Here is a 22,366-nt window from a genome sequence, read left to right as displayed (position 1 = left end):
TTTGTTAGCGGGTCTAAATACAGGTTCGATATCCATCGACGTTGCAAGTCAAGCCATGATGGCCAGCTCGCAACCTCGTATGCGAACCGATTGAATTTTTCAGTGGCGACATTCGACGCAGTGGACAAGGACGCGCGCCGGCATAGTTGCCGGCATGACTGGCAGCGGGAAGGCGAGCTTCGGCCTGTCGCATGCGGCAACAAAGCTTCATCATTTTGCGCGGCACCAATTGCCGCGCCGCCTGTCTTTGCCTGTTTCCGCTGACAAGCATCAGCGGGGAGGCGCGCGGCAGCCCGCGTACGATGGGCCTGGCTTTTCATGCGACAGGCGGCGGCTTTGCGCCGGCGGACGCCATGCAGTAGCATGGCGCCCCTGCTTTGGAAGGCCCGGGCGAAAACACCGCAATATGGCCATCGGTCGCCGGTCAACAATATGCCGCTAGGGGGCGGAAACATGGTAGCGAGAGAAAACGGCAGGATAGCCGAATGATGGTGGCCACACATGTCGCGTTTGGCGCGTTCTGCGCGGTATCGGCCGCGTTGTGGCTGCATTTGCCGGCGGCGGCGGCGGCGGTCCTGCTTGCCGGAGGACTGGCCGGTTCGCTGTTGCCGGACATCGATCATCCCAAAAGCTGGCTGGGCCGGCGCATTCCATTCATTTCCGGGCCGGTGGCCTACCTGTTCGGCCATCGCGGCGTTACCCACAGCCTGCTGGCCGTGATCGGAGTGTTTTACGCCTGCGTGGCCTGTCTGCATGGCTGGGGCGTCAAGCTGGGACATTCCATGCCGCTGGTGCTGGGCATCTGCGTGGGCTATGCCTCGCACTTGATCGGCGATTGGCTGACGCCGGCCGGCATTCCGCTATTGTGGCCGGTACGGACGCGTTTTCGCGCGCCGCTGATGCTGTTGAGCGCCAAAATGGCCGAGCCGTTGATGGTGGTCGGACTGTGGTTCGGCGCCGGTTTCCTGATGTCGAAAACCTTTTAACGCTGGATGCCGGACGCGGAAAACGGTCCGCCGCAGCGCCGCTCACTGTCTGGGATGTTTGACCAAGCCGCGCGGCTCCGCAAGCAAAGACCTTGAGCAGGCTCTTGAGCCATTAGGCCTGGCGCAGGCTGGCGGCGTGGGGCAGGCCTTGCAAGGCGCCGCGCAGAATGCGCTGGCACCGGGGCAGGGCGGTCGGCCCTTGCTCGAGCAGATCGTACAGCCCGGTAAACAGACAGACCAGATAGTCGGCGGCCAAGGGCGCATCTAGGCTCGCCGGCAGCTCGCCCTGTGCGACGGCGCGGCGCAGTTGGCGGCGAACATAGTGCATTGTTAGCCGGTCCATCGTTTCGCGCCTGCGCAGCACGCTGCGGTTTTCCGCTATCTGCTCGCATTTCAGGTACAGAATTTGGCCGACCCGTTGCGGCGAACCCGGTTCCAGAAACTGCGCCAGATAGTAGCAGCCGACCTCCAGCAACGTCTCGCAGGCGGACGCGCGTTGAGCGGGGAAGCGCAAGGCGTCCAGCGCGAACGCTCGGTCTATCATCGCCTGGCATACCTGCAGCTTGTTATCGTAATGGCCGTACACCGCGCCGCGCGATACGCCGGCGGCGTCGGCGATTTCCGCCATCGTGGCGTTGGCGACGCCGTTGGCGAGGAAGACCTGTTCGGCGCCGTCCAGAATCGCGTCCCGGGTTTTCTGCGAGTCTTCTTTGGTCTTGCGGGCCATGTCGTTTCCGTTCCTGTTTTGCTGTCGACCGCATTGTGCTGCAAATTAATTAATCATGCATGACTGATTAAATGATAGAATGGCGCATTGCCAACCATCCAGAATGATGTCCGATGCCGAGCGCGCACACCAAAGACCTCGACATGCTTCCCGTTTCCACGCTGTTCTGGCGCTACGCCATCCCCTCCGTCGCCGGCATGCTGGTGACCGGGCTGTACGCCGTCGTCGACGGCATCTTCGTCGGCCACTACGTCGGCAGCCACGGCCTGGCGGCGATCAATCTCGCTTATCCGTTGGTGATGCTGCAAGTTGGTCTCGGCGCGATGATCAGCATGGGCGCCGCCACTCGCATAGCCATCCAGCAAGGCGCCGGCAACGATGCCCAGGCCCGGGGCGCGCTGTTGTCCGCGCTGTTGTTGCTGGTCTTGTTGGGCGTGGCGATCCCGGCCTTGGGCTTGCCCAATCTGGAGCGTCTGCTGGGCTGGCTGCACGCGGACGGCCAAGCCGAGGTGGCGGAGCAGGCGCGCGCTTATCTGTGGTGGATGCTGGCCGGCGCGGTGTTGACCATCGGACCGATGCTGCTGACTTATTTGATGCGCAACGATGGCCGCCCGGGGCTGTCCACCGCGCTGATGGCGCTGGGCGCGCTGCTCAACATCTTGCTGAACTACCTGTTGGTCGGCGTGTCGGGGATGGGATTGGAGGGCGCCGCGATCGGCACCCTGATCGCCGAATCGGTGGTGCTGGCACTCGGCCTGGCCTATTTCTTCAGCCGCCATGCCGGTTTGAGGATCCGCTTCGGGTCCTTGCGCGCCGACTGGAGCGGATTGTGGCCGATCGCGGCGCTGGGCGCGCCCAGCCTGCTGATGGAGCTGAACCTGGCGCTGCTTTTGTACGCGCACAACCGCCAGTTGCTGAGCTGGGGCGACGATCTGAGCGTGGCCGCCTACGCGGTGGCCGGATACAGCGAGTCGCTGTTCACCCTGGTAATCCATGGTCTGGCGGTGGGCATGCAGCCCTTGCTCGGCCACGCCACAGGCGCGGGGCGCCCGGAGAGGGCGCGCGAGGCGTTACTGTACGGACTGAAAGCCTGCCTGATGCTGGGGGTGGCGGCGCTCGCGGCCGTCCAGCTGTTTCCGGCCGTCATCGCCGGCTGGTACAGCGACGGCAATCCGGAACTGGTGGCCGCGGGCAGTCGCGCCCTGCGTCTGCATCTGCTGGCGATGCCGCTGGACGGACTGGTGGTGGTGGGTTGCACGGCGTTGCAGGCGATGGCGCTGACGCGCTTGGCGCTCGGCGTCACGCTGGGCAAGACCGCGTTGCTGCTGCCGTCGCTGGGTCTGCTGCCGCTGCTGCTGGGTCTTGATGGCGTGTGGCTGGCGATGCCGCTGGTCAATCTGTTGCTGGGCGTGCTGGTGGCCTGCGTGTTGTGGCGCGAGTTGCGTCGTTTGGGCGCCATCGGCCGGACTGCCGATGCCTGATGGGGAGCGGCGCTTATTCAGTCATGCCATATTGATATCTCGATGACTGGATTGGGATGGAGACATGGCACAATTCGAACAAGCGCGTCAGCAGGATATGGAACGACGCGACCGGCTGTTGCGCCACCGGCTGCGCGAATCGGGCATCCGGCAGTATGTGGCGAGCGGGGCAGAAAGCATCTACTACCTCTCAGGCATCAGTTATGAGCCGCTGGAACGTCCCTTTTTCCTATTGCTGGATGTCGACAGTGGCCGCCGCCGCCTGCTGGTTCCTCAGCTGGAACATGCCCACTTGAAACAGGCCTGGGGCGTGGCAGCCGACGATGTCGGCAGTTACCGCGAATATCCGGCGCCGGCCGGCGAACGCTGGCAGGACATGCTGTCGCCGCTGTTGCAAGACGGTTTCGCCTTCGATCCGGCGGCGGCGTTGCCGCTGGCGGCGTTCCTGCAGCAGGCCGGCGGCCATGCCGATGACGCGCTCGATCATATCCGCATGATCAAGTCCCCCTGGGAGATCGCCAAGCTGGCGCGCGCCGGCGCTTATGCCGCGGAAGGCGTCAAGCGCTTGCTGAGCGGCGCCTATGACGGCGCGTCGGTAGCCGAGGGTTTCGCCACCGGTCAGCAGCTGTTGCGGCGCATCATCCGTGAGGAGCCGCACTTCGATCCGCTATGCACCCGTGTGCTGCTGGCGCCGTGGCCGGCGCCTCTCAGCGCTCAGCCGCACGCAATTCCGCAATTGTCGCAGCGGCTGAACGGCGGCCCGCACGTGGTGATCTCGGTGGTCAGGCTGGACGGCTACACCGCCGAATGCGAACGCACTTTCTTCACCCGCCCTCCTGTCGCCGAGCAGCGCGAGCGCTTTGCGGCGATGAGCCGCGCGCGTCAGCTGGCGATGTCCATGTTGCGGCCCGGCGTCGCGTGCGCCGAGGTGGACGGCGCGGTGAACGACTTTCTTGGCGGACAAAACTTCGGGGACTGGCGTCTGCGCCTGCATCGCTGCGGCCATGGCCTGGGGCTCGGCAACCACGAAGCGCCGTGGCTGGCCCAGGGCAGCGCCGATGTGTTGCAGGCCGGCATGGTGGTATCGATCGAACCTGGCATTTATCTGGATGGAGAGGGGGGTTATCGCCATTCCGATACCCTGGTAATCACCGACGATGGGTGGCGCAACCTGACAGGTGAAGCGGGGGTGGATTTAGAAAGTCTGGTTATGAATGACATGCGTCCGATGGCCAGAATGAAAGGGTATTTCATTCGAAAGTCTATTGCGGCTTGAGTTGATTTTTATTGAGGTATTTTTTTAAAAAAATCTTCCATTTAAATATAAATAATATTCGCACTATCAAAGGCCAGTCTTAGACTGGCCTTTTTTACCGTTGAGATCATACAAACGATTGAACTAATCTTTTCTAAACATTTTCCACGGCATTGGGATTGAAAATTCCAATTTGTGAAATATTAATGCAATTTACCGTTTAGATAGGATGGGTTTGATATGTCTAGAATGGGAAAGTCTGAGATTGTATCTCCGGGCGCATTGTCCATATTTGATCGTGACCAGTTGGTTGATCAATTATATGGCGTGCATTGTGATATATTCGACGGCGTTAGCAAGGAGGATTTTGCCAATTACGTGGTTAATTCAAAGGCAAACCAAACACGCATTCTGATTCACAATGATATAAACGGGCGGCCTGTCGGATATTGCGCAATCCATTTTTTCGAGCAAAGGCTCGATGGGTGCGATGCGACGGTGATCCGGATGGAGGCCGGTTTGATGCGGGCCTATCGCGGGCGAAATCGCAACGCGCCGTTCGTCTGCCGCCAGGTGCTGGGATACCGGCTGAGTCGGCCGGGCAGGCGCATTTATTATCTGGGCGCGCTGGTCCATCCTTCCAGCTACATGGCGCTGGACAAGTACGCGCCCAAAGTGTGGCCAAGCGTCGATGCGTCCGCCGAGCGGGATTACGGCGGCGTGATCGGCCAGTTGAGTCGATTGTTCGGTCTGCAGCCCGTCGACCCGGCGGTGCCGGGGGTGGTGCACGTGGGCTGGCAGACCCGGGACAATGAACTGGACCGCCTGCGCTGGCAGCAACATCCGAACCGGGCGGCGCAGTTCTACATCCAGCGCAATCCAGGCTATCACTTGGGCCATGGCTTGTTGACCTTGGTGCCAGTCACGCTGGGCGGCATCGTTCACGCCACCGGACAGTTGCTGCGGCACCGTCTGGGCTTGAAGCGGCAAATCCTGTCTCGCGGCTGAGCGGTCTCGAGGCGGACGGGAGCCGCGCGGGCGGATGGCAATCGCGCGGTTCCCGCCAGTAGCGAATATCAGGCATGTCCTTCCGGCCATGTTCCGGCCTGGCCAATCGATGCCCGGGTCCACAGACGCGGTTCTGTCGTTTAGACAAGACCGCCATCCATCCATTCTATTGCCACGTGTCGCCGAGCGGCCTGCGCTGTTCGCGCCAACGCGCCTTGCTTCCGATTTCACATTCGACACGCGCCAAACGCCAAGACCCCGCGGCATCGCGGGGTCTTGATCCGATCGCTGCGCGGCGGTTCAGGCGGTTTTGGCGTTGAGCGGGATTTCGATCAGGCCTTTGCGCGCCTCGCGCGGCTGATAGTCGACATGCGCCACTTGCATCAGGGCCATGTCCTTCAAGCGCCGGCGCAGCGGGTGAGCGTCTGCCGTATCCTCTGAACCCTCCAGGGCTTCATTTGAGGATGTTTGCAGCTTCTCCTTGATCTGTTGCTTTTCAAACCAGGTCAGGGGACGCTGCAGGATGGCCTCCAACGGCTCATCCAGTTCGAAATTGCTGTCAAGCATGGCACTCACCTCTTGAAAAAGGGGTCTCCGCCTTGAGCTGATGGCGTGGGGCGGGCTGAACTTTGCCCTTACATCATATGTAGGTTCGGCTGATTTGTTTATAAGTAGGAACCGCTAGCCTCCATGGAAATGGCCGTTGGAACAGTGGCTTACAAATCCGGGCGAGCCTGAATCCGACGGTGGGCTCTGTCCGGGGGCGCGCATCCAGGCGCGGCGACGGCCCGGTTTGTGCTATGATTCCCGGTTCGGCGTCGGGCGCCGGGCGCGCAAACGCCTCCGCCCCCGATCATTAAGAGGTAAACGCATGACGACCATTGTGGCCGTGCGCAAGGGCAAGCAGATTGCCATCGCAGCCGACAGCCAGACCACCTTCGGCGACGACCAGAAGCTGCTGGCGCCGTACGACTGTTTCCACAACAAGATCTTCCGCCACGGCGACAGCTATCTGGCGGTGTCTGGTTCCGCCGCGCACGACCTGGTGCTGCAAGGCGCGCTGAAGGACCTGAAAAAGAAGGATCTGGGCAGCCGTCAAGGTATTTTCGAAACCTTTCGCAAGCTTCACCCGAAGCTGAAGGACGGGTTTTATCTGCGCCCGGAAGAGGACGAAGAGGATCCGTACGAATCCAGCCAGATGATGGTGGTGATCGCCAACTCTCAGGGCATCTTCGGTGTTTACCCGATGCGCGAGATTTACGAGTTCTCCCGGATATGGGCGATAGGCTCCGGGCGCAAATTTGCGATGGGGGCCATGTACGCGGTATACGACCAGGATCTCTCCGCCAGGGAGATCGCTGAAATCGGCGTGCGGGCCGGCTGCGAATTCGATGTCAGCTCCTCGCTGCCGCTGTCCATCTACACCGTTGAAGTGGCCGCCGGCGCGGCCAAGGAAGCATCAGAATGAACCAACACGACAAATTGCAACGTTTTTTGTTTGACGACGCGCCTGTCCGCGGCGCGCTGGTGCGGCTGGACGGCGCCTGGCAGCAGGTATTGGCCAGACGCGCCTATCCCGAGGTCTTGAAGACCATACTGGGCGAGATGATGGCGGCCTCGGTGCTGATGGCGGCCAATCTGAAATTCGACGGCACGCTGATCCTGCAGATTCACGGCAGCAGCGCGCTGAAGCTGGCGGTGGTCGAGTGCAATCATGACCGCACGGTACGCGCCACCGCCAAATGGCAGGGCGAGCTGGCCGACAAGCCGCTGGCCGAGTTGCTGGGCGAGGGCGGCAAGTTCGTGCTGACGCTGGAGCCGCGGCTGGACAAAAACCAGACCTGGCAGGGCATCGTGGCGCTGGAAGGCGCTTCGGTCGGCGAGATGCTGGAAAACTACATGCGGCGTTCGGAACAGCTGGAAACCACCCTGGTATTGGCCAGCGGCGACGCTGCAGCTGCCGGCATGCTGTTGCAGCGACTGCCGGAAGGTCATGGCGAGCCGGAAGGCTGGAACCGCGTCCAGATGCTGGGCCGCACCTTGAAGGCGGAGGAGCTGCTGGACCTGGGCGCCGAAGACATCCTGCACCGCCTGTTCCATGAGGAGCAGGTGCGGGTGTTCGAGCAGGAGGCTGTCAGCTTCAACTGCAATTGTTCGCGCGAACGGGTCAGCGACATGCTGACCATGCTGGGTGGTCAGGAGGTCGGCGACGTGCTGCTGGAGCAGGGCAGCGTGGAGATTGTCTGCGACTACTGCAACCAGCGCTACGTGTTCGACGAGGAAGACGCCAACCAGTTGTTCGATTACGACGTGGTGGCCGCGGCACGCGAAGCTCGCCACTAAATCAAGGCACATTCCTCCCCAAAAGCCGCTTTATCGGCTTTTTTTGCGCGCATCGCGCGGATTTGTTGCGTGAAAATTACCCAATTGATTTTGTTGTTTAAAATCAGCCTTTGGTCTTAAACACAATACTCAATCCAGCCGTCATCCATTATGCTTCGCCTCGCCAGGGAAAATAACCTGGCGTCATTTCAACGAGCTTATGGATGACAGAATGAATACAACAATACTTCCCCGCCGTGGCCTGGCATGGGGATTGTCCGTGATGGCCGCCGCTACGCTGTCCGCCTGCGTGGCGACCGACAGCGGCAAACCGGCCGCTTCCAACCAGCCGGCGCCGCAGGCCAATCAGCCCTCGGCCCGCTACTCCTCGCACTCGCCGGCCCTGGGCGAGAAGCCCGACTACCCTCACGGCTTGCCGCCGGCCGCGCCGGACAACGACGGTCCGGCTCCGACGGCCAAGCCTCAGGGGCCGCAAGGACTGGCCGCGACCAGACTGGCGGCGCGCGCCCAATTGACTGCTCCCAGCTACGCCGACTGCGATCCCGCCAAGTTCGGCCAGCTGTCCGGACAGGAACTGGTGCGCTATGTGGCCAGTGTGGACGGCACTTGCGTCAACCGCCTGTTTCAGGCTGACGCGCTGAGCTACCGCGCGGTCTCTCCTGTCAATATGAAACTGGTGGCCGCCGAGGCGCGTCAGCGCGCGGCCGGCTGGGACGGCCAAAACGCCAACGGCTTGTGGCCGCTGTCGGTATTCTTGAAGGCCGGCTACTTCCTGCAATACAGCCACGCCCAGGAAGTCGGTGATTATGGCCCCGCCGTCGACCAGCCGGTGATGCAGGTGGTGGAGGCGATGGCGGCCAATCCGGCGCTGTGGGAGGTCAAGGCCATCGACGGCCGCGGCGACCACGATGCCTGGTACCGCGAGCGCGACGCCCGTCAGAGCGTGGCGGAAACGCTGATTCTGGCCGACTCGGTGCGAAAGGCCGACTACGCGCTGCCGCTGCTGACCCGCTTCTTCGGCCGCTACAACGCAGCGGCGAAGGATAGCTGGGCGCGCTTCGCGCTGCATCCGATGCAAACGCTGTTGTTCAATATGCATTACCAGCCGGGCTTCGCCGACAAGGTCGGACAGGGGCAGCTGGACGGCCTGGTGGCCAGCCTGGTCGCGCTGACCCGCGCGGGCCAGCCGGCCTTCGCCGACGAGCAGATGTTCCTCAACACCCTGCGCGAAACCGGCCGTTTCATGCAGTATCCGCGCACCGCGCCGCAGGCCGAGGCCGCCGTCGCCCAGCATCTGAACGGCGAGAAGTTCGGCGCCGCCTGGGCCGAGGCCGTTTATGCCTTGAAAACGCTGGGCAAGGTGCCGTGCGAACGCTACGGCATCTGCCAGGCGGAGCAGGAGCTGCGCGCCCAGTTGTTCCCCAACCGCTGGAGTTTCGATAACGGCAATCTGGTATTCGAGACGCCGTTGAGCCTGGCCGAGGTGGAGCCGCTGTACTATGCGATGAAGCAGGTGCAAACCCAGCTGTTCCGCGTCGCCGGCACCAAGCAGCCGGTGGCGGACGACCCCAACGCCAAGCTGCGCATGGTGATCTACGGCAGCAAGACCGCCTATCAGCGTTTCCAGGGCCTGCTCAACGAGCTGTCCACCGACAACGGCGGCATCTACATCGAAAAGGACGGCACCTTCTACACCTTCCAGCGCGAAGTGCCAAAGGAAAGCTATCTGACGCTCGAGGAGCTGGTGCGGCACGAATACGTGCACTATCTGTCCGGCCGCTTCATCCAGCCCGGCATGTGGGGCACGTCGGAGTTCTATCGCGACGATCGCCGCATGCCGTGGTATGACGAGGGTTTCGCCGAGTTCATGGCCTGGAGCACCTCGCGCGACGGCATCAAGGTGCGCGGCCATGTGGTGGACGTCGTCGCGGGCGGCTGGCCGACAAGCTTCCTGGAGCCGTCCCGCATCATGCGCTCCAGCTATAGCGACGGCTGGGACTTCTACAGCCATTCCGCGCTGTGGTTCTACTATCTGAACCAACAGCAGCCCGGCAAGATCGCCGATATCCTGGCCTCGTTGCGCGCCGACGACGTCAAGCGCTTCGACGCCCTGGTGCGCGACATGGGCGGCGATGCCGCGCTGGTTGCCGGCTTCCGCGCTTATGTCGACCAGCAGGTGAAACTGGCGCAGGCGGGTCAGCTGGGCAACACCTCCACCGTCGAGGGCACGGACTGGATGGCGCAGGACAAATGGCAGACCGGCGACGCCGCCGCGGTGGAGGCGGCGCTGCGACGCTCGCTGCCGCTAGGCTGCCAGGTATGGGCCGACGGCAAGGACAGCGCGCTGCGCCGTTTCGAATGCCAGGGCACGCTGCCGCTGACCGCGACCGGCAACACCCAGGCGCGCCAGGAGCTGGACAAGCTGTTGGACAACGCGTTGCAGAATCTGGTGAAAACCGCCGGCCTCAACAACCTGACGGCGACCAACTGCTCGGCCACCGACTACGACTTCAAGCGCAAAACTGCGGCGCTGCGCTGCGAAGGCCCGCTGGGTCCGGCCGGCGGCGCCAAGCCCCTGCCGCCGCAGGAAGGCGAGCTGAACCTGGCCAAGCTGAGCTACGGGGGCGCGTCGCGCTGCCTGCGCGGACAGTTGCAGGGTGTAGGCGGCGTGGAGCGCTACCAGCTGGTGCAGGCGCCGCAACTGGGCCGGGCGGCGATATCGGACTGGGGATCGTTCACTTATCGCCGCGACCTCGATCAACCGGGCGTGGCCGACAAGATGACGGTCCGTCTCAGCAAGGGCGCGCAGTTCCGCGATGTGGTGGTGGAACTGAACGCCACGCCGCGCGACATGCCGGAAGAGCAGTGCTGGGCACAGGCGGGCTGAGGTCGAGCTGAGCCGACGAGCAAGCGAAGCCGGGCAATCGCCCGGCTTTTTTGCGTCTGAAACAATGCACAGACCGGGAATGCCGGGCGGCAGCCTACAAGGCTTGCACGGCGACGGCGCCGGGTTTTTCCAGCCACTCCCGGAACGCGTCGCCCAGCCGCTCGCTTTCGGCGGTAGCCGCGCGCCAGTGCCGGCGACGCAGCTCGTCTCGGCCCAGATAGCGGCGAAAATCCTTGCGGTCCGGCAGGCCGTGGCCGGGCAGGGCGGCCAGGTATTCGCGCGACGGCGCCAGCAGCACGGTGTTGGCGTGGTTGGCGGCGCTATGCCGGCGCCAGGGCAGCGTCTTGTCGAACCAGCCCGGCACGATGCGGTCGGTGAAATGCGGATACAACGCGATATCGTCGCCGTGGGCGAAAGGAAAATCGATGTGGTAGTCGGTCAGCCCGCCATCGCGGTAGACCGCCGTCGGCGCCTCGGGCAGCTGCACGCCGTGCAGGACGCCGGGAATCGCCACCGTGCCCATCAGCGCGGTTTCCAGATTGCCGGCATCCAGCGGCTGCAGCCTCGTCGGGATGGCGTCCCGCGGCGCGAAGCGCAGGCGGCTGCGCGCGTCGTGACAGATTACCCGGCTGAAGCTGTGGCGAATCAGCGGTCGCGACACCGCGTTCAAGGCGGCGGCCAGCATCAATCCGGACAAGAGCGCCGCCTTGTTCTCGCGGTTGGCGAGCCCGCGCGACTGCACCAGCAACAGATTGAGCCGATAATGCGGATGGGCGAGTATCGCCGCCAGCGCGTCGTCGTCGAGAATGTCGCGCAGCATCTGCCGGGTCTGGGCGGTGATCTGCCCGGTGGTGACGCCCGGATGATAGCTTTCCGCCGTATAGCGTTCCGCCAGTCGCGCCAATGCTCGGGCCGGATCGTCCTGCATCGCGCAGGCGAAGCGCCAGCCGCCTATCGATGCGCCGACCAATTCGCGCTCGCGCGGCGCGTCGGCCAGCCAGCCGAACACCGCCTGATCGAGGCCGGTGATGCCGACCGCCTTCGGGCCGCCGGCGGCGCCGGGCAGCATGGCCACCTGTTCGGGACGCAGCCCGTCTCGCAACAACTGGCGGGCGCGGGCGCCGGCCTTGACGATAAGCGCGGCGTGGCGAATATGAATGGCGGTCATTAGGATATAAGAGTGGCGAAATGGCGAAGCGTGGTCGGGTTTGTTATCCTGTTCCGTTTCGAATCACGCGCGCGTCGCGGCGCGCGCCGCAGCCCAGGAGTTCCCCGATGATACCCGCAAGCCAGCTGACCGACTATCTGCGCGAACAAGCCCTGAAACTCGACATCACCGAATTGCAGATCGCGGTGATGACGCTGCAGGCGGTGATCGCCATCGACAAGCCTGCGCCTCGCCGCGACCTGTACCGTTACCTGGTGCCCAAACTGGGCGAGGGTGGCAGCTGCTCGCTGTTCGACGAGTTGGACGAAACGCCGTACGACCTGGCCGCGGTCCTGGGCGGCGAGTCGGCGGAGACCACCGCCACGCTGGTCAATCTGGGCGCGTTGCTGGATTCGGTCAATGCCAAGATCGGCGCGGACTGGCTGGGCATCTACCGCAAGATCGGCGTCGGCAGCAAGGCGATGCTGGTCAAGCTGGCCTACCATGGCGTCGAGAGCCGCGCCGAATTTCCGCTGACAGAGGCCTTCGCCGAATTCAGCAACAACAGCCGCGTCGGTCTGACCGGCTGGGCGGTGCTGATCGACGACGTGGCGCAATGGCGTGCCGAAGGCGGCGGCTATTACGAGTGCGACCCCAAGGTGATGAGCGAGATCTGCCTGCCGGTACTGGGCGCGGACGACAATGTGCTCGGCATCATCGACGCGGAGTCGTTCACCGCCGGCCACTTCACCGAGGAGCGCCAGGTATGGCTGGCCGCGCTGGCCATCGTGCTGCCGCAGCTGCTGCGCAAGCTGCCTCCGCTTGAAAAAACGGAATCGTCCCCCAACTAATCGCGGTCCGGGCCGCTTGAGCGGCCTGTTCGCATTGCCATTGAGATACTCCGGAGAAGTCATGTCGTCGCAACCCCAGCCTGTTCCCGAACCTGTTATCCACTACATCGCCAGCTGCAAGCTGCCCACGCCGTGGGGCGAATTCGCCATGCACGGTTTCGAAGAGGAAAGCGGACAGGAGCATGTCGCGCTGACGCTGGGCGAAGTGACCGACGGCGATCCGGTGCTGGCGCGGTTGCATTCCGAATGCCTGACCGGGGACGCGCTGTTTTCTCTGCGCTGCGATTGCGGCTTCCAGCTGGAGGCGGCGATGGAGGCCATCAGCAAGGAAGGGCGGGGCGCCTTGCTGTATCTGCGCCAGGAAGGGCGCGGCATCGGCCTGATCAACAAGATTCGCGCCTACAAGCTGCAGGACGGCGGCGCCGACACGGTGGAAGCCAACGAACGATTGGGCTTCCCGGCCGATATGCGCGATTTTCGCATTGCCCGGCACATGCTGGAACATCTCGGCATCAGCAGCGTCCGGGTGATGACCAATAATCCGCGCAAGCTGGCGACGCTGCAAAATGCCGGCATCAATGTGGTGGAGCGTGTGCCGCTGCAAGTGGGACGCAACCCATATAACGACCATTACCTGGACACCAAGGCCGCCAAGCTCGGTCACATGCTGTTCAAGTAAATTGCGCAGGCGAACCATGCGAAGGCTCGCCAAGCGATGAGAGTTGTAATACAATGATCGTCTTGTCTGGGGGCGACCTGGTTTCGACGGGGGTTGCGAAGCAGATGGGGGCATACCGGGATTTCAGTCACCCCGTAAAACACTGAATTTTTTTAGTCGCAAACGACGAAACTTACGCTCTAGCAGCCTAACGGCCGGCTAGACACTACAACGGTTCGCAGATGGGCCGGGGGCGTCAAAACCCTGTAGTGTCACTCTACATCTGCTAGTGCTGCTCCGGGTTACTTGGTTCAGTGCGAAATAATAGGTAACTCGCCAAAGTCCAGCCTGTCCGTCGGCGTGGCAGCGGTTAAATCCAAATGACACGACTAAGTATGTAGAACTCACTGTAGAGGACTTTCGGACGCGGGTTCGATTCCCGCCGCCTCCACCACCAATTCCAAGCAAGTTAATTGCTTACCAAAAACAGCCCTGCTTATGCAGGGCTTTTTTTTGGGCTCTTGAGGTGGTTTGGTCCGCTTTTTGGTCAACATTTTCCTGCGCAACCGTTCGTCGGATCCTTATTGCCGTCGGGGCGCCCTCGCTGTATTTTGAATTTGTACAAATTCAAATACGGACCGGCATGAAACCCTATACCCTTGACGTCCTCGCCGACGAACTGAACATCGCCCTTCGAGCGATCCGGCGTGGCCAGCCCACGCTGCAGGAAGCCCAGCAGCTGACGGCGCAGTTCCGCGAGGCCTTCATCGTCTCCGATCTCTTTCCCAACGAAAGCGGCTTCGCGCAGGGCGTAGAGGCGAGGCTGGCTGTGATCCAGGATTTGGATCTTGCCCTTGAGCGCGCACGCGCGCAGGGCGCCGCCGGCGACGAGCGTCTCCACGACATTCCGTTCCTGGACATGGCGCTACAGCGATCGCTTGCCTATGTCGCTGGAAATCTTGATGGCATTCCAAACAGATAGCGGGCCTATCGGACTGGCCGGAATGAAATCGCGATCCGTCAGAGGGCGGCTGATAAGCCATTCCCCGGAGCATGGCTTGGAGCCGCCAACAAAGCCTCGCGGAGAAGCTGAGCCAAGGCGCGCCGACGCGGGCAGTACCAGCCGCACGCCAAGGAGGCACAACGCCGGATCAGGGATTTTGTTAGCGGGTCTAAAAAATATTGTTGACAGTTGGAAGGCAACCTGTGCAAAATTGATAAAGCAGGATATTCAAGCATCATATCTATCGACACCGCGTTGCCCACCCAGTTGGTCTTCATTGTTTCCTTATCTATTCCTTGATTATCATGCCCTTGGCAATTTTATTGCCGTTAACCGACACAAGGAGTGCATTATGGAAACGGGTACCGTTAAGTTTTTCAACGACGCAAAAGGTTTTGGCTTCATCACCCCGGATAATGGCGGCGATGACCTGTTCGCTCATTTTTCTGAAATTCGTGCCGATGGCTTCAAATCGCTGCATGAAGGTCAAAAAGTAAGCTACACCCGAGCCATGGGCCAAAAAGGTCCGGCAGCATCCGGCATTCAGCCGCTGTAAAATTATTGCTGTCATCAAAAAAGCCCCTAGCGGGCTTTTTTTTTGCCCAGACCTGTCATTTATGGCGCCACTGGATAGCCATGCCAAGCAAGGTGGCTGCAAGGATTGGTGCGAAAGTGGGCAATAAGTTTACTCGCTCAAGTCTTTCGGGCAAGCTGGTAAACATCCCTTTGCGCGCGCAGCGATCAAGACCTTCACGCAACCAGATCCGCTCAATTTTCGCGAACAAGCCGAACAGCGGCATTCTGAGCGGTGTCGCACTCGGCGACCACCGTCCGCATCTCCCAGCCCGCGCCGCGGAGGCTAGGCCGACCGCGGATCAGCGGACCAAGCGAGCAATCAATAGCGTCTCGACCAGAAGCCAGCAGTAGCGGGGCCGGTTTCAAGCCACTGGCGAACCTCCCCGAGGCGTCTCCAGACCGGGCCCGCCAAGGCGACGCAGAATCAGCAATCGGTCTGATCATCGGCCAGCTTGCCAGCGTCCTTGAGCGGCGCATTGGCTGGTGGTGATGATGCAGGGCTTCCTCGATGATTTCGGCAAATAGCTTACAGTCCGTTTTGGTGCCGATGAATAAAATCGCGCCATCGCCGCCTGGCTTCCCGCCGCGGTGACGACGGTTGAAGGTCTTGCGGTTATGGTCGATGTATCGAGCAAGCGGCTCGATACCCAATGCCATTTGCGCAGCTTGCCATACGACACACCACAGGTCTTTCGGCTCAATCCTCTAGACCCGCTAACAAAACCCCTGATCCTGCGTTGCGCCTCCTTATCGTACTCTCTGCACTGCCTGCGTCGGCGCGCCTTGGCTCTGGGACTCTGCGAGGTTTTGTTAGCGGCTATTAATACGGACAGTTCCATTTCGGATGAGTGCATCCTCGAGCGGTCCTTTGCCGATGTCGATGACAAAAACACTCTGCCTGATGGCGCCGACAAATGCATGCGCGACGTGGACTGAAAGATCGAATATGGTCTTCACTCCGACCTGGCTGACGCAGCCCCCTCCCTAGCCAAGGCGGCCGTTTCGCGCCGCGCTTGGTTCGGAATAGTCTGTTTTTCCCTGAAATGCGCTCGCCTCGCGGGCGAGCGCTGCATCATGATCAACATTTCTCACATTCCCAGTCCATTCTCCTGGGCAGGACGAGCCATTCCTCGGAATATTCCGAATATTCGATTTTCCCGCGGCTGCCGGCGACAACTGAGTCCATGCTGCGTGTGTGGCGTGCCTTGCTCGTCACAGTCTTCTCCAAGGATGTTGGCCCGGCTTGCGCCGGGTCTTTTTTCCTTGGCGCCGCACCGTCCTCTGCATTGCGCTTCGAGCGCGGTTGCGTGGCGCGCTTTGTGCTGACGGGTTTTGGGACATTGTTGGCGTGTACTTGCATGTCGTTATCTAGGCAATACCCTTGACCCGGCCTTGCGCCGGGCTTTTTTTTGGAAATGCCCGGCAGATTCGCGCAAACCGTTGCCTGGAAGCCCCTGGTGATCTCGACATTTCTGCAGCCGTGCCTCTGATGCTCTGCGCTTGCGAGCTAGACCGGACGGCTTTAATTTATTTAAAGCTCTTTCTTTAGAACTTACTCTTCCACTCATCCTCACCCTTCAACATCCTGCAAGGCAAACCCCTTCCTTACTTGATATTAGCGCACCATTTTAATGGCCCAGCATTCCATAAATTCAACTGTGCACATTTTCGATCTCGAGTTTCATGTTGAATATCCTAGCCATTTACAATTCATTCACAAGAAATGAGTCAATACTAATTGCCTATGACTAGGCACGGTTCTAGCATGAAATATATGGCATTGCCATTTCTTGGTTTTAATTGCCGACTGCGAATATTGTCAATCAATGAATTAACATCATTAATTTAATTCCTAATCCAAAAGGTATACAGTATGAATCGCGTAAAATTTATCGCCTCGGCGATCGTATTGTTTTCCACAATCCAAACCCATGCCTGGGGGGATGATACCGTCCCCGCCTATCCCGACCTGATATTCGATGAGCCTTCATTGGACAATGAATCAACCATTCGAAAAATCATCACTAACGAGAAATTTTTTAAACATTGGACGGAGCTGGCGGATATGCTGGGCTACGGCTGGGTAGGCGGCAATACCAATCAAAACGAAGAGGTGGGTTCCGAAATGGAGTATCGGAGAATAGACACCCGTCTGGATGATTTATCGATCTCGGATAGCAGGCGCCGTTATATGTTTAACAGCAAATACGACCCCAACGGCCCAGGCGGCTATTGGGCAGACAAGCGTTTTCGCATGGCGTTTCTCAACATCCAGTGGGAGACAACACCCGATGATCTGGTCCTGATGGCGTCACGGCGGCATGACAAGCAGCCGATCAAGACCATCAAGGTTCTGCTGGAAAACCACGGCGACATCGATGATTCCACCGTGGCCAATCTGAATTATGAGTCTGCAGTCGCTTGGAGCAAGGTGGACAATATAACCGTCAATGGTCCCGTCACCGTGGCCAGGCCATGGAACGCCAGCCTGCCATTGGGCGATAGCGAGGGGAGTTCGGTGGCGGTGAAAATCAATGCCGATGCAGACTGGATAACTGCAAGCGACCATAAAGAAACCGTATCCCAGAGCGCCGAGTACCAGGTTCAACTACCAGCCCGGTCCAAGCGTGAGATCACGCTGACGCTATATGAGCAAAGGGCAGATACCCCTTATACCTCAATGATCTACATAACTTACGATGCTGAACTGTACAACTTCCTCCGCTATGGCGGCAATGCCCTCAATGGCCATCCGACGGACCGCCCGTTTTATCTCGGCAAGTTCGGCGGCTACGACGGTCTGAACGCTACACGGGACTTGCTATCGCAATACCTTAGGCCGGCAAACTCGAAGTGGGACTGGCCATGGTTGATCAGCCAGCACAACCGCAATATGGTCGAAAACCAAATAGGCATGATCACCAAGCGAAAATTCAAACAGCGCTTCGATGGAGTGTTCACCGTGGCGGCTTCCACCGGCTACGTCGTTACCGCAGGACCGGCAGAGTCTTTGCCAAATAACGGCCTTTCTGCGTCCCGCGGGATTCACTACCGCTTGCTAAGCGATATGAGTGATGTGGCAGCCAAGGTGCAGAAATTGCGCTTCACGTTGAGCAAGCCGGAAGCCCAACCATCCTCCGCATCTCCGTTCAAGTAGGGGGATTTTGCATGCCGGGTCTGATCTAGACGCCAGTGACGCTATTAATCCGGCAGTCAAATACCGTACAGAAAGCTCATGCCGCGTAGCGGATTTTTTCATGCCGGAAGTACGACCGGATTCTGGCCGGCTGCTTCTGCAATGAGCGTAAATGGGACAGCACTTTCCCTTGAAGTTGACCGTCTGATCGAACCGGCTCACCTGCGCTCATTCTGGCCTTCAGGTCGCCGTTCAAGTATTCATCCGGGTTCAGTTCCGGTGAGTAGCTGGGCAGGAAGAACAACTCAATCGCCTTCTTGTTCTCTTCCTCCTCCAACCATGCTTGCACCAGCTTGCTGTGATGCACGCGCAAGTTGTCGAGGATCAAGAACACCTTCTTGCCGCCAGCATCACGGATCAGCCGCATCAGAAACTTGATCAGCACCCGGGCCGTCAAGGTCTCCCGGTACAGCATGAAGCGCATCTTGCCTTGGTTGGTAATGGCCGAAATCAAGTTGATGCGCGCTCTTTTCGATTGGGATAACACCAGAACTGGGGTTTGGCCTTTTGGGGCGTAGCCACGCGGAAAGTGCTCAACACTCGACACCGCCGATTCGTCGCCCCAGCTGATTTCAGCCATTTCCGCTTTGGCACGCGCGACGATAGCCGGGTATTCCTCCTTGAGCCATTTCTCGACTGCTGCCGGTCGCTGCTCATAAGCGCGTTTGAGCGGGCGCTGCGGCGTAAAGCCCCAGCGGGCCAAGTACAGACGGACAGTACGGATCGGCAGATCGATCAGAAACATCTGCTTGATTACAGCCTTGACCGCCTGAGCACTCCACAGGGCAAACCTCAGCTTCATCTGGTCTGGCGTGCGATCCACGATGTCCTGCTTGATCCGGGCTTCCTGCGCCTCGGTCAGCCGACGGCCGGTGCCTTCGGCGCGACCGCGCTTCTGTTCTTTGAATCCCTGCGCACCTAGTGCTGCCTCACGCACCACCCAGGCGGAAATGGTGGGGCGGCGCAGCCCGAGTTCTTCGGCAATACTGGCTTGAGACCGGCCTCGCTTGTACATCCGGATAGCGGTACGCCTCAGCTGCTCACGGGCGGCCAGTTCAAGCTTGCGCACATCGATTTTTTCCATGCCGGAAGTATACAATCTGTACGGATTATTACTGCCGGATTAATAGTGGCATGAAGCTATCTGACTCCATTCACTGGCAACCCGCGCTGAACCGCCCTGACCTGGTCGAGGCCGAGGCGGATATCAGCCAGTGCATCCGCATCATCCTGACCACCCCCAAGGGCAGCGATCCGCATCGGCCGGACTTTGGCTCCGACATCCATCTCTACCTCGACTATCCCGTCACCCTGGCCGTACCGCACGTGGTGCGCGAAGCCGTGGAGGCGATCCGGGCATGGGAGCCGCGCTGCCAGTTGGTAAAGGTGGCGCCGCTGATCGACGGCGCCCGCATCACTCTGCGCGTGACTTGGCGCATTGCTGCCGGCGTACGCGAAACGGAGGTGACGCTGTGACCCTACCTGCACCGGAATTCATCGCCCGCGACCCGGATGCCATTACGGCCGAAATCATCGCCCAATACGAGCAGATGAGCGGCAAAACCCTGTATCCGGCTCAGGTGGAACGGCTGTTGATCGACCTGATCGCCTACCGCGAAACGCTGGTCCGCGTCGGCATCCAGGAGGCCGCCAAGCAGAACCTGGTGGCATTTGCCCGCGCGCCGATGCTGGACTACCTGGGCCAGCTGGTAGGTGTTACCCGCTTGCCGGCCCAACCGGCCCGCGCCGTACTCCGCTTCAGCCTAGACGCGCCGCTGGCCAGCCCGCTGTTGATCCCGGCAGGTACGCGCGTCGAAAGTGGCGACGGTGTGGTGGCGTTCGCCACCGACGAGGCCGTGACGCTGCCGGTCGGCAGCATATCGCTGGATGCTGCAGCAACCTGCCAGGACGCCGGTATCACCGGCAACGGCTGGCAGACCGGCCAGATCGTCAATCTGATGGACGATCTGGGCGACATGGACGTGGTGGTGACCAACACGGGAGCCACGGCCGGTGGTGTGGACGAGGAGGACGACGAGAGGTTGCGCGAACGCATCACGCTGGCACCGGAATCGTTCTCCAATGCAGGCAGCGTGGCGGCCTACCGTTTCCACGCGCTGCGAGCGCACCAAAACATTGTCGACGTCGCCGTGCTGTCGCCTACGCCTGGCGTAGTTCAGCTCTACCCGCTGCTGAAGACCGGACTGCCGGATGCCAACATGCTCGCCCTGGTACAGGCCACGTGTTCGGCCGAGAAGGTCCGGCCGCTGACCGACCGTGTCGAAGCCCTGGCGCCGGCCGCCGTGGACTATGTGATCGAGGCACAGCTGAAGCTATTTACTCAGGCTGATGCCCCGCAGGTGTGTACCACCGCCAACCAGCAGGCCGCCGCCTACGCAGCGGAACATGCTGCCGCGCTGGGACGGGACATCGTGCCCAGCCAAATCATCGCCGCACTGCAGGTGACGGGCGTCTACGAGGTCACGCTGGTCAATCCGCCACGGCTGCAGCTGGCTGAGAACGAATGGGCGCGCTGCATTGGAATCAAGCTCGTGCCGACGGAGGCGACGAATGGCTGACCTGCCTCTGCCGCCGGCCCTGGCCGGCGATACCCGCAGCCGCATTCTCGGTGTATTGGCGGCCAGGATCAGCGCGGTGGACGTGTCCGGGCTGCTGGTCTACCTGGTGGACAACGTCACCAGCTCGGCGCTGCCGCTGCTGGCCGAACAATTCAGCCTGCCAGGCGATGGCTGGGAACTGGCCGAGTCCGACGACGCGCGGCGGCACATGATCAAAGGTGCCATCGAGCTGCACCGCTACAAGGGTACGCCGTGGGCCGTCCGAGAAGTGATCCGCCGGCTGGGCCTGGGTGAGGCCACGCTGATCGAAGGGCTGGCCGGCCAGCTTCGCAACGGCACCATTCGGCATGACGGCATGCACGTGCATGGCGAGGTCGATTCATGGGCGAAGTATCGCGTGGTGCTGCAGCAACCCATCACCAACGATCAGGCCGTGAGCCTGCGCAGCGCGCTGCGTGCCGTCGCGCCGGCACGCTGCCACCTGGCCAGCCTGGAGTACCAGGCCGCGGCCAACCGCCACAACGGCGTGATCCGCCGTAACAAGCAATTCAACCGAGGGAGCGCCTGATGGCCAATCTGCAGGAAAAGCCCGTCTGGGAGGCGGGCATCTATCAACTGGAAACCTCCGACCCGGTACTGGCCGGGCCGGACGGCATCGACAATCTGCAGGGCAAACAGCTGGCCAACCGCACCGCTTTTCTGAAGAAGCAGCTGGATGAGCTTGCAGGCGGCACGTCGACGGCAGCTTACGCCGCGCAGCTGAGGACAGCACGCCAGATCACCCTGACCGGCGACGGTAGCTGGAATGTAGCGTTTGACGGTAGTGGCGACGCCAGCGCAGCGCTGACGCTGGCCAACAGCGGCGTGAAGCCGGGTAGCTACCCCATTGTGACTGTCGACGTGAAAGGCCGTGTGACCAACGGCCGCCAACTGTCCGGTGACGATGTGCCCACGTTGGACTGGAGCAAGATCACGTCTGGCAAGCCTTCTACGTTGGATGGCTATGGCATTACCGATGCCGCCTGGCGCGACGCTGAACGCCGGGTCTGGGGGGCGGCTTTCCGTGCGAATAAAGGCGATCCGGCCGAGGCAGGCGATGATGGCGCGGCCGTCGGTTTCGCGTTTGACGAAGACGGGGACACCGGGCTGTTTGCTGCGAAAAGCCCTGTGCCTGGGCGCGGCTCGGCGAAGTTGATGCTGAAGGTCGACAATCTGGAGGTGCTGGCGGTCGACGCCGACGGGGCGCTCCGATCAGCGAAATACGGCTTGCTGCATGAGTGGTTTGCGGCTCAGGCAACAACGCTTGCTGGCTACGGTATCGCGGACGGTGCAACCAAGAGTGATTTGTCTGCTGTAGTCACCGGCATGCGAACGCTGTTCGCCGGTCAGGTCTCTCCACGGGGCCACCGGAAATACCCTGATGGGCAAGTGGAGCAGTGGTTCTCGGTTCAATTTAGTCGCCGGGACGAGCTGATCTCGTTTGTGTTTCCTCTCGCAATGGCCGAGGTCTACGGGGTCTGGCCGTCCGTAATGGATGTCGAGGGCGAGGTTATTGCTTTGTTGGCGTCGGCGCCGACATCGACCGGCGGCACGATTCGGACGCGCGGCATCTACGGTGGTCCGCCTGATGAAGGCACCATTTTTATCAGAGCGATTGGGAAACTATGAG

Annotated in this window: 22 protein-coding genes and 1 other RNA gene; 17 read left to right on the top strand and 6 right to left on the bottom strand. The window is 61.0% G+C overall.

Going from position 1 to position 22,366, the window contains the following annotated elements:
- Nucleotides 1-485: 485 nt before the first annotated feature.
- Nucleotides 486-986: a metal-dependent hydrolase gene (locus CXB49_RS09975; RefSeq protein ID WP_101708253.1), complete on the top strand. Its 501-nt coding sequence runs from the start codon at nt 486-488 to the stop codon at nt 984-986.
- A 112-nt stretch (nt 987-1,098) separates the two neighbouring features.
- On the opposite strand, the gene CXB49_RS09970 is transcribed toward CXB49_RS09975, so the two are convergent.
- Nucleotides 1,099-1,713, bottom strand: a complete 615-nt coding sequence (locus CXB49_RS09970; protein ID WP_101708252.1) for a TetR family transcriptional regulator — start codon at nt 1,711-1,713, stop codon at nt 1,099-1,101.
- A 143-nt stretch (nt 1,714-1,856) separates the two neighbouring features.
- Here CXB49_RS09970 and CXB49_RS09965 point away from each other — a divergent pair, with 143 nt between their 5' ends.
- The 3 genes from CXB49_RS09965 (at nt 1,857) to CXB49_RS09955 (ending at nt 5,457) form a co-directional block, all read left to right on the top strand.
- Nucleotides 1,857-3,194 (top strand): MATE family efflux transporter, encoded by a 1,338-nt coding sequence (locus tag CXB49_RS09965; RefSeq protein WP_158300732.1) that lies wholly within the window; start codon nt 1,857-1,859, stop codon nt 3,192-3,194.
- Nucleotides 3,195-3,312: 118 nt separating this feature from the next.
- The gene (locus CXB49_RS09960; RefSeq protein WP_158300731.1) at nt 3,313-4,470 is read left to right on the top strand and encodes a Xaa-Pro peptidase family protein; all 1,158 of its coding nucleotides are present in this window, start codon (nt 3,313-3,315) and stop codon (nt 4,468-4,470) included.
- Between the two features lie 228 nt (nt 4,471-4,698).
- The gene (locus CXB49_RS09955) at nt 4,699-5,457 is read left to right on the top strand and encodes a hypothetical protein (protein ID WP_158300730.1); all 759 of its coding nucleotides are present in this window, start codon (nt 4,699-4,701) and stop codon (nt 5,455-5,457) included.
- Between the two features lie 300 nt (nt 5,458-5,757).
- On the opposite strand, the gene CXB49_RS09950 is transcribed toward CXB49_RS09955, so the two are convergent.
- On the bottom strand, nt 5,758-6,024 hold the full coding sequence (locus CXB49_RS09950; protein WP_101708248.1) for a hypothetical protein: 267 nt from the start codon (nt 6,022-6,024) through the stop codon (nt 5,758-5,760).
- A 304-nt stretch (nt 6,025-6,328) separates the two neighbouring features.
- On the opposite strand from CXB49_RS09950, the gene CXB49_RS09945 reads away from it, so the two are divergent.
- The 3 genes from CXB49_RS09945 (at nt 6,329) to CXB49_RS09935 (ending at nt 10,687) form a co-directional block, all read left to right on the top strand.
- Nucleotides 6,329-6,925: an MFS transporter gene (locus tag CXB49_RS09945; protein WP_101708247.1), complete on the top strand. Its 597-nt coding sequence runs from the start codon at nt 6,329-6,331 to the stop codon at nt 6,923-6,925.
- Nucleotides 6,922-7,800 carry an Hsp33 family molecular chaperone HslO gene (gene hslO / locus CXB49_RS09940; protein WP_199406821.1) on the top strand — a complete coding sequence of 293 codons (879 nt, stop codon included), beginning with the start codon at nt 6,922-6,924 and terminating at the stop codon, nt 7,798-7,800. Before CXB49_RS09945 ends, hslO begins: the two co-directional genes overlap by 4 nt.
- 262 nt (nt 7,801-8,062) lie before the next feature.
- A complete protein-coding gene (locus CXB49_RS09935) occupies nt 8,063-10,687 on the top strand; it encodes a M9 family metallopeptidase N-terminal domain-containing protein (RefSeq protein WP_158300729.1) in 2,625 nt (874 codons plus the stop codon).
- A gap of 94 nt (nt 10,688-10,781) precedes the next feature.
- Here CXB49_RS09935 and CXB49_RS09930 read toward each other — a convergent pair whose 3' ends face one another.
- Nucleotides 10,782-11,855: a patatin-like phospholipase family protein gene (locus CXB49_RS09930; RefSeq protein ID WP_101708244.1), complete on the bottom strand. Its 1,074-nt coding sequence runs from the start codon at nt 11,853-11,855 to the stop codon at nt 10,782-10,784.
- A gap of 107 nt (nt 11,856-11,962) precedes the next feature.
- Between CXB49_RS09930 and CXB49_RS09925 the strand changes: the two genes are divergently transcribed.
- The 5 genes from CXB49_RS09925 to CXB49_RS09905 all read left to right on the top strand — a co-directional run bounded on the left by CXB49_RS09925 (nt 11,963) and on the right by CXB49_RS09905 (nt 14,902).
- Entirely contained in the window at nt 11,963-12,685 is a 723-nt protein-coding gene (locus CXB49_RS09925; protein WP_101708243.1) for a GAF domain-containing protein, read from the top strand.
- Nucleotides 12,686-12,746: 61 nt separating this feature from the next.
- Nucleotides 12,747-13,364 (top strand): GTP cyclohydrolase II, encoded by a 618-nt coding sequence (ribA, locus tag CXB49_RS09920; protein ID WP_101708242.1) that lies wholly within the window; start codon nt 12,747-12,749, stop codon nt 13,362-13,364.
- A gap of 68 nt (nt 13,365-13,432) precedes the next feature.
- Nucleotides 13,433-13,797, top strand: a transfer-messenger RNA (tmRNA) gene (gene ssrA, locus CXB49_RS09915).
- Nucleotides 13,798-13,986: 189 nt separating this feature from the next.
- Nucleotides 13,987-14,325, top strand: a complete 339-nt coding sequence (locus tag CXB49_RS09910; RefSeq protein WP_101708241.1) for a hypothetical protein — start codon at nt 13,987-13,989, stop codon at nt 14,323-14,325.
- A 373-nt stretch (nt 14,326-14,698) separates the two neighbouring features.
- Nucleotides 14,699-14,902, top strand: a complete 204-nt coding sequence (locus CXB49_RS09905) for a cold-shock protein (protein WP_021476955.1) — start codon at nt 14,699-14,701, stop codon at nt 14,900-14,902.
- A gap of 212 nt (nt 14,903-15,114) precedes the next feature.
- Here CXB49_RS09905 and CXB49_RS23420 read toward each other — a convergent pair whose 3' ends face one another.
- Together CXB49_RS23420 and CXB49_RS23415 are read right to left on the bottom strand one after the other, a co-directional pair.
- Nucleotides 15,115-15,579 carry a hypothetical protein gene (locus CXB49_RS23420; protein ID WP_158300728.1) on the bottom strand — a complete coding sequence of 155 codons (465 nt, stop codon included), beginning with the start codon at nt 15,577-15,579 and terminating at the stop codon, nt 15,115-15,117.
- Between the two features lie 421 nt (nt 15,580-16,000).
- On the bottom strand, nt 16,001-16,282 hold the full coding sequence (locus CXB49_RS23415) for a hypothetical protein (protein ID WP_158300727.1): 282 nt from the start codon (nt 16,280-16,282) through the stop codon (nt 16,001-16,003).
- 513 nt (nt 16,283-16,795) lie between these two features.
- Between CXB49_RS23415 and CXB49_RS09895 the strand changes: the two genes are divergently transcribed.
- Nucleotides 16,796-18,079 carry an aerolysin family beta-barrel pore-forming toxin gene (locus CXB49_RS09895; RefSeq protein ID WP_101708239.1) on the top strand — a complete coding sequence of 428 codons (1,284 nt, stop codon included), beginning with the start codon at nt 16,796-16,798 and terminating at the stop codon, nt 18,077-18,079.
- 76 nt (nt 18,080-18,155) lie between these two features.
- Here the strand turns inward: CXB49_RS09895 and CXB49_RS09890 are convergent, their stop codons facing one another.
- On the bottom strand, nt 18,156-19,202 hold the full coding sequence (locus tag CXB49_RS09890; protein ID WP_101706528.1) for an IS630 family transposase: 1,047 nt from the start codon (nt 19,200-19,202) through the stop codon (nt 18,156-18,158).
- A gap of 50 nt (nt 19,203-19,252) precedes the next feature.
- Here CXB49_RS09890 and CXB49_RS09885 point away from each other — a divergent pair, with 50 nt between their 5' ends.
- The 4 genes from CXB49_RS09885 to CXB49_RS09870 are packed head-to-tail and all read left to right on the top strand — an operon-like array spanning nt 19,253 to nt 22,365.
- The gene (locus CXB49_RS09885; protein ID WP_101708238.1) at nt 19,253-19,594 is read left to right on the top strand and encodes a GPW/gp25 family protein; all 342 of its coding nucleotides are present in this window, start codon (nt 19,253-19,255) and stop codon (nt 19,592-19,594) included.
- Nucleotides 19,591-20,697, top strand: coding sequence for a baseplate J/gp47 family protein (locus CXB49_RS09880; protein WP_101708237.1), 1,107 nt, complete (start codon nt 19,591-19,593; stop codon nt 20,695-20,697). Before CXB49_RS09885 ends, CXB49_RS09880 begins: the two co-directional genes overlap by 4 nt.
- Nucleotides 20,690-21,265, top strand: a complete 576-nt coding sequence (locus CXB49_RS09875) for a phage tail protein I (RefSeq protein ID WP_101708236.1) — start codon at nt 20,690-20,692, stop codon at nt 21,263-21,265. Before CXB49_RS09880 ends, CXB49_RS09875 begins: the two co-directional genes overlap by 8 nt.
- Nucleotides 21,265-22,365: a hypothetical protein gene (locus CXB49_RS09870; RefSeq protein WP_101708235.1), complete on the top strand. Its 1,101-nt coding sequence runs from the start codon at nt 21,265-21,267 to the stop codon at nt 22,363-22,365. Before CXB49_RS09875 ends, CXB49_RS09870 begins: the two co-directional genes overlap by 1 nt.
- Nucleotide 22,366: the final 1 nt, after the last annotated feature.

The organism is Chromobacterium sp. ATCC 53434 (assembly GCF_002848345.1).
GTDB lineage: Bacteria > Pseudomonadota > Gammaproteobacteria > Burkholderiales > Chromobacteriaceae > Chromobacterium.
The sequence above is the reverse complement of the archived record's forward strand: the minus strand, read 5'-3'. Positions and strand labels throughout refer to the sequence as shown.

Coding starts and splice junctions, on each gene's coding strand:
- CXB49_RS09975 (WP_101708253.1), top strand. CDS start 486: ATGATGGTGGCCACACATGTCGCGTTTGGCGCGTTCTGCGCGGTATCG.
- CXB49_RS09970 (WP_101708252.1), bottom strand. CDS start 1,713: ATGGCCCGCAAGACCAAAGAAGACTCGCAGAAAACCCGGGACGCGATT.
- CXB49_RS09965 (WP_158300732.1), top strand. CDS start 1,857: ATGCTTCCCGTTTCCACGCTGTTCTGGCGCTACGCCATCCCCTCCGTC.
- CXB49_RS09955 (WP_158300730.1), top strand. CDS start 4,699: ATGGGAAAGTCTGAGATTGTATCTCCGGGCGCATTGTCCATATTTGAT.
- CXB49_RS09950 (WP_101708248.1), bottom strand. CDS start 6,024: ATGCTTGACAGCAATTTCGAACTGGATGAGCCGTTGGAGGCCATCCTG.
- CXB49_RS09945 (WP_101708247.1), top strand. CDS start 6,329: ATGACGACCATTGTGGCCGTGCGCAAGGGCAAGCAGATTGCCATCGCA.
- hslO (WP_199406821.1), top strand. CDS start 6,922: ATGAACCAACACGACAAATTGCAACGTTTTTTGTTTGACGACGCGCCT.
- CXB49_RS09935 (WP_158300729.1), top strand. CDS start 8,063: ATGGCCGCCGCTACGCTGTCCGCCTGCGTGGCGACCGACAGCGGCAAA.
- CXB49_RS09930 (WP_101708244.1), bottom strand. CDS start 11,855: ATGACCGCCATTCATATTCGCCACGCCGCGCTTATCGTCAAGGCCGGC.
- CXB49_RS09925 (WP_101708243.1), top strand. CDS start 11,963: ATGATACCCGCAAGCCAGCTGACCGACTATCTGCGCGAACAAGCCCTG.
- ribA (WP_101708242.1), top strand. CDS start 12,747: ATGTCGTCGCAACCCCAGCCTGTTCCCGAACCTGTTATCCACTACATC.
- CXB49_RS09910 (WP_101708241.1), top strand. CDS start 13,987: ATGAAACCCTATACCCTTGACGTCCTCGCCGACGAACTGAACATCGCC.
- CXB49_RS09905 (WP_021476955.1), top strand. CDS start 14,699: ATGGAAACGGGTACCGTTAAGTTTTTCAACGACGCAAAAGGTTTTGGC.
- CXB49_RS23420 (WP_158300728.1), bottom strand. CDS start 15,579: ATGGCATTGGGTATCGAGCCGCTTGCTCGATACATCGACCATAACCGC.
- CXB49_RS23415 (WP_158300727.1), bottom strand. CDS start 16,282: ATGCAAGTACACGCCAACAATGTCCCAAAACCCGTCAGCACAAAGCGC.
- CXB49_RS09895 (WP_101708239.1), top strand. CDS start 16,796: ATGAATCGCGTAAAATTTATCGCCTCGGCGATCGTATTGTTTTCCACA.
- CXB49_RS09890 (WP_101706528.1), bottom strand. CDS start 19,202: ATGGAAAAAATCGATGTGCGCAAGCTTGAACTGGCCGCCCGTGAGCAG.
- CXB49_RS09885 (WP_101708238.1), top strand. CDS start 19,253: ATGAAGCTATCTGACTCCATTCACTGGCAACCCGCGCTGAACCGCCCT.
- CXB49_RS09875 (WP_101708236.1), top strand. CDS start 20,690: ATGGCTGACCTGCCTCTGCCGCCGGCCCTGGCCGGCGATACCCGCAGC.
- CXB49_RS09870 (WP_101708235.1), top strand. CDS start 21,265: ATGGCCAATCTGCAGGAAAAGCCCGTCTGGGAGGCGGGCATCTATCAA.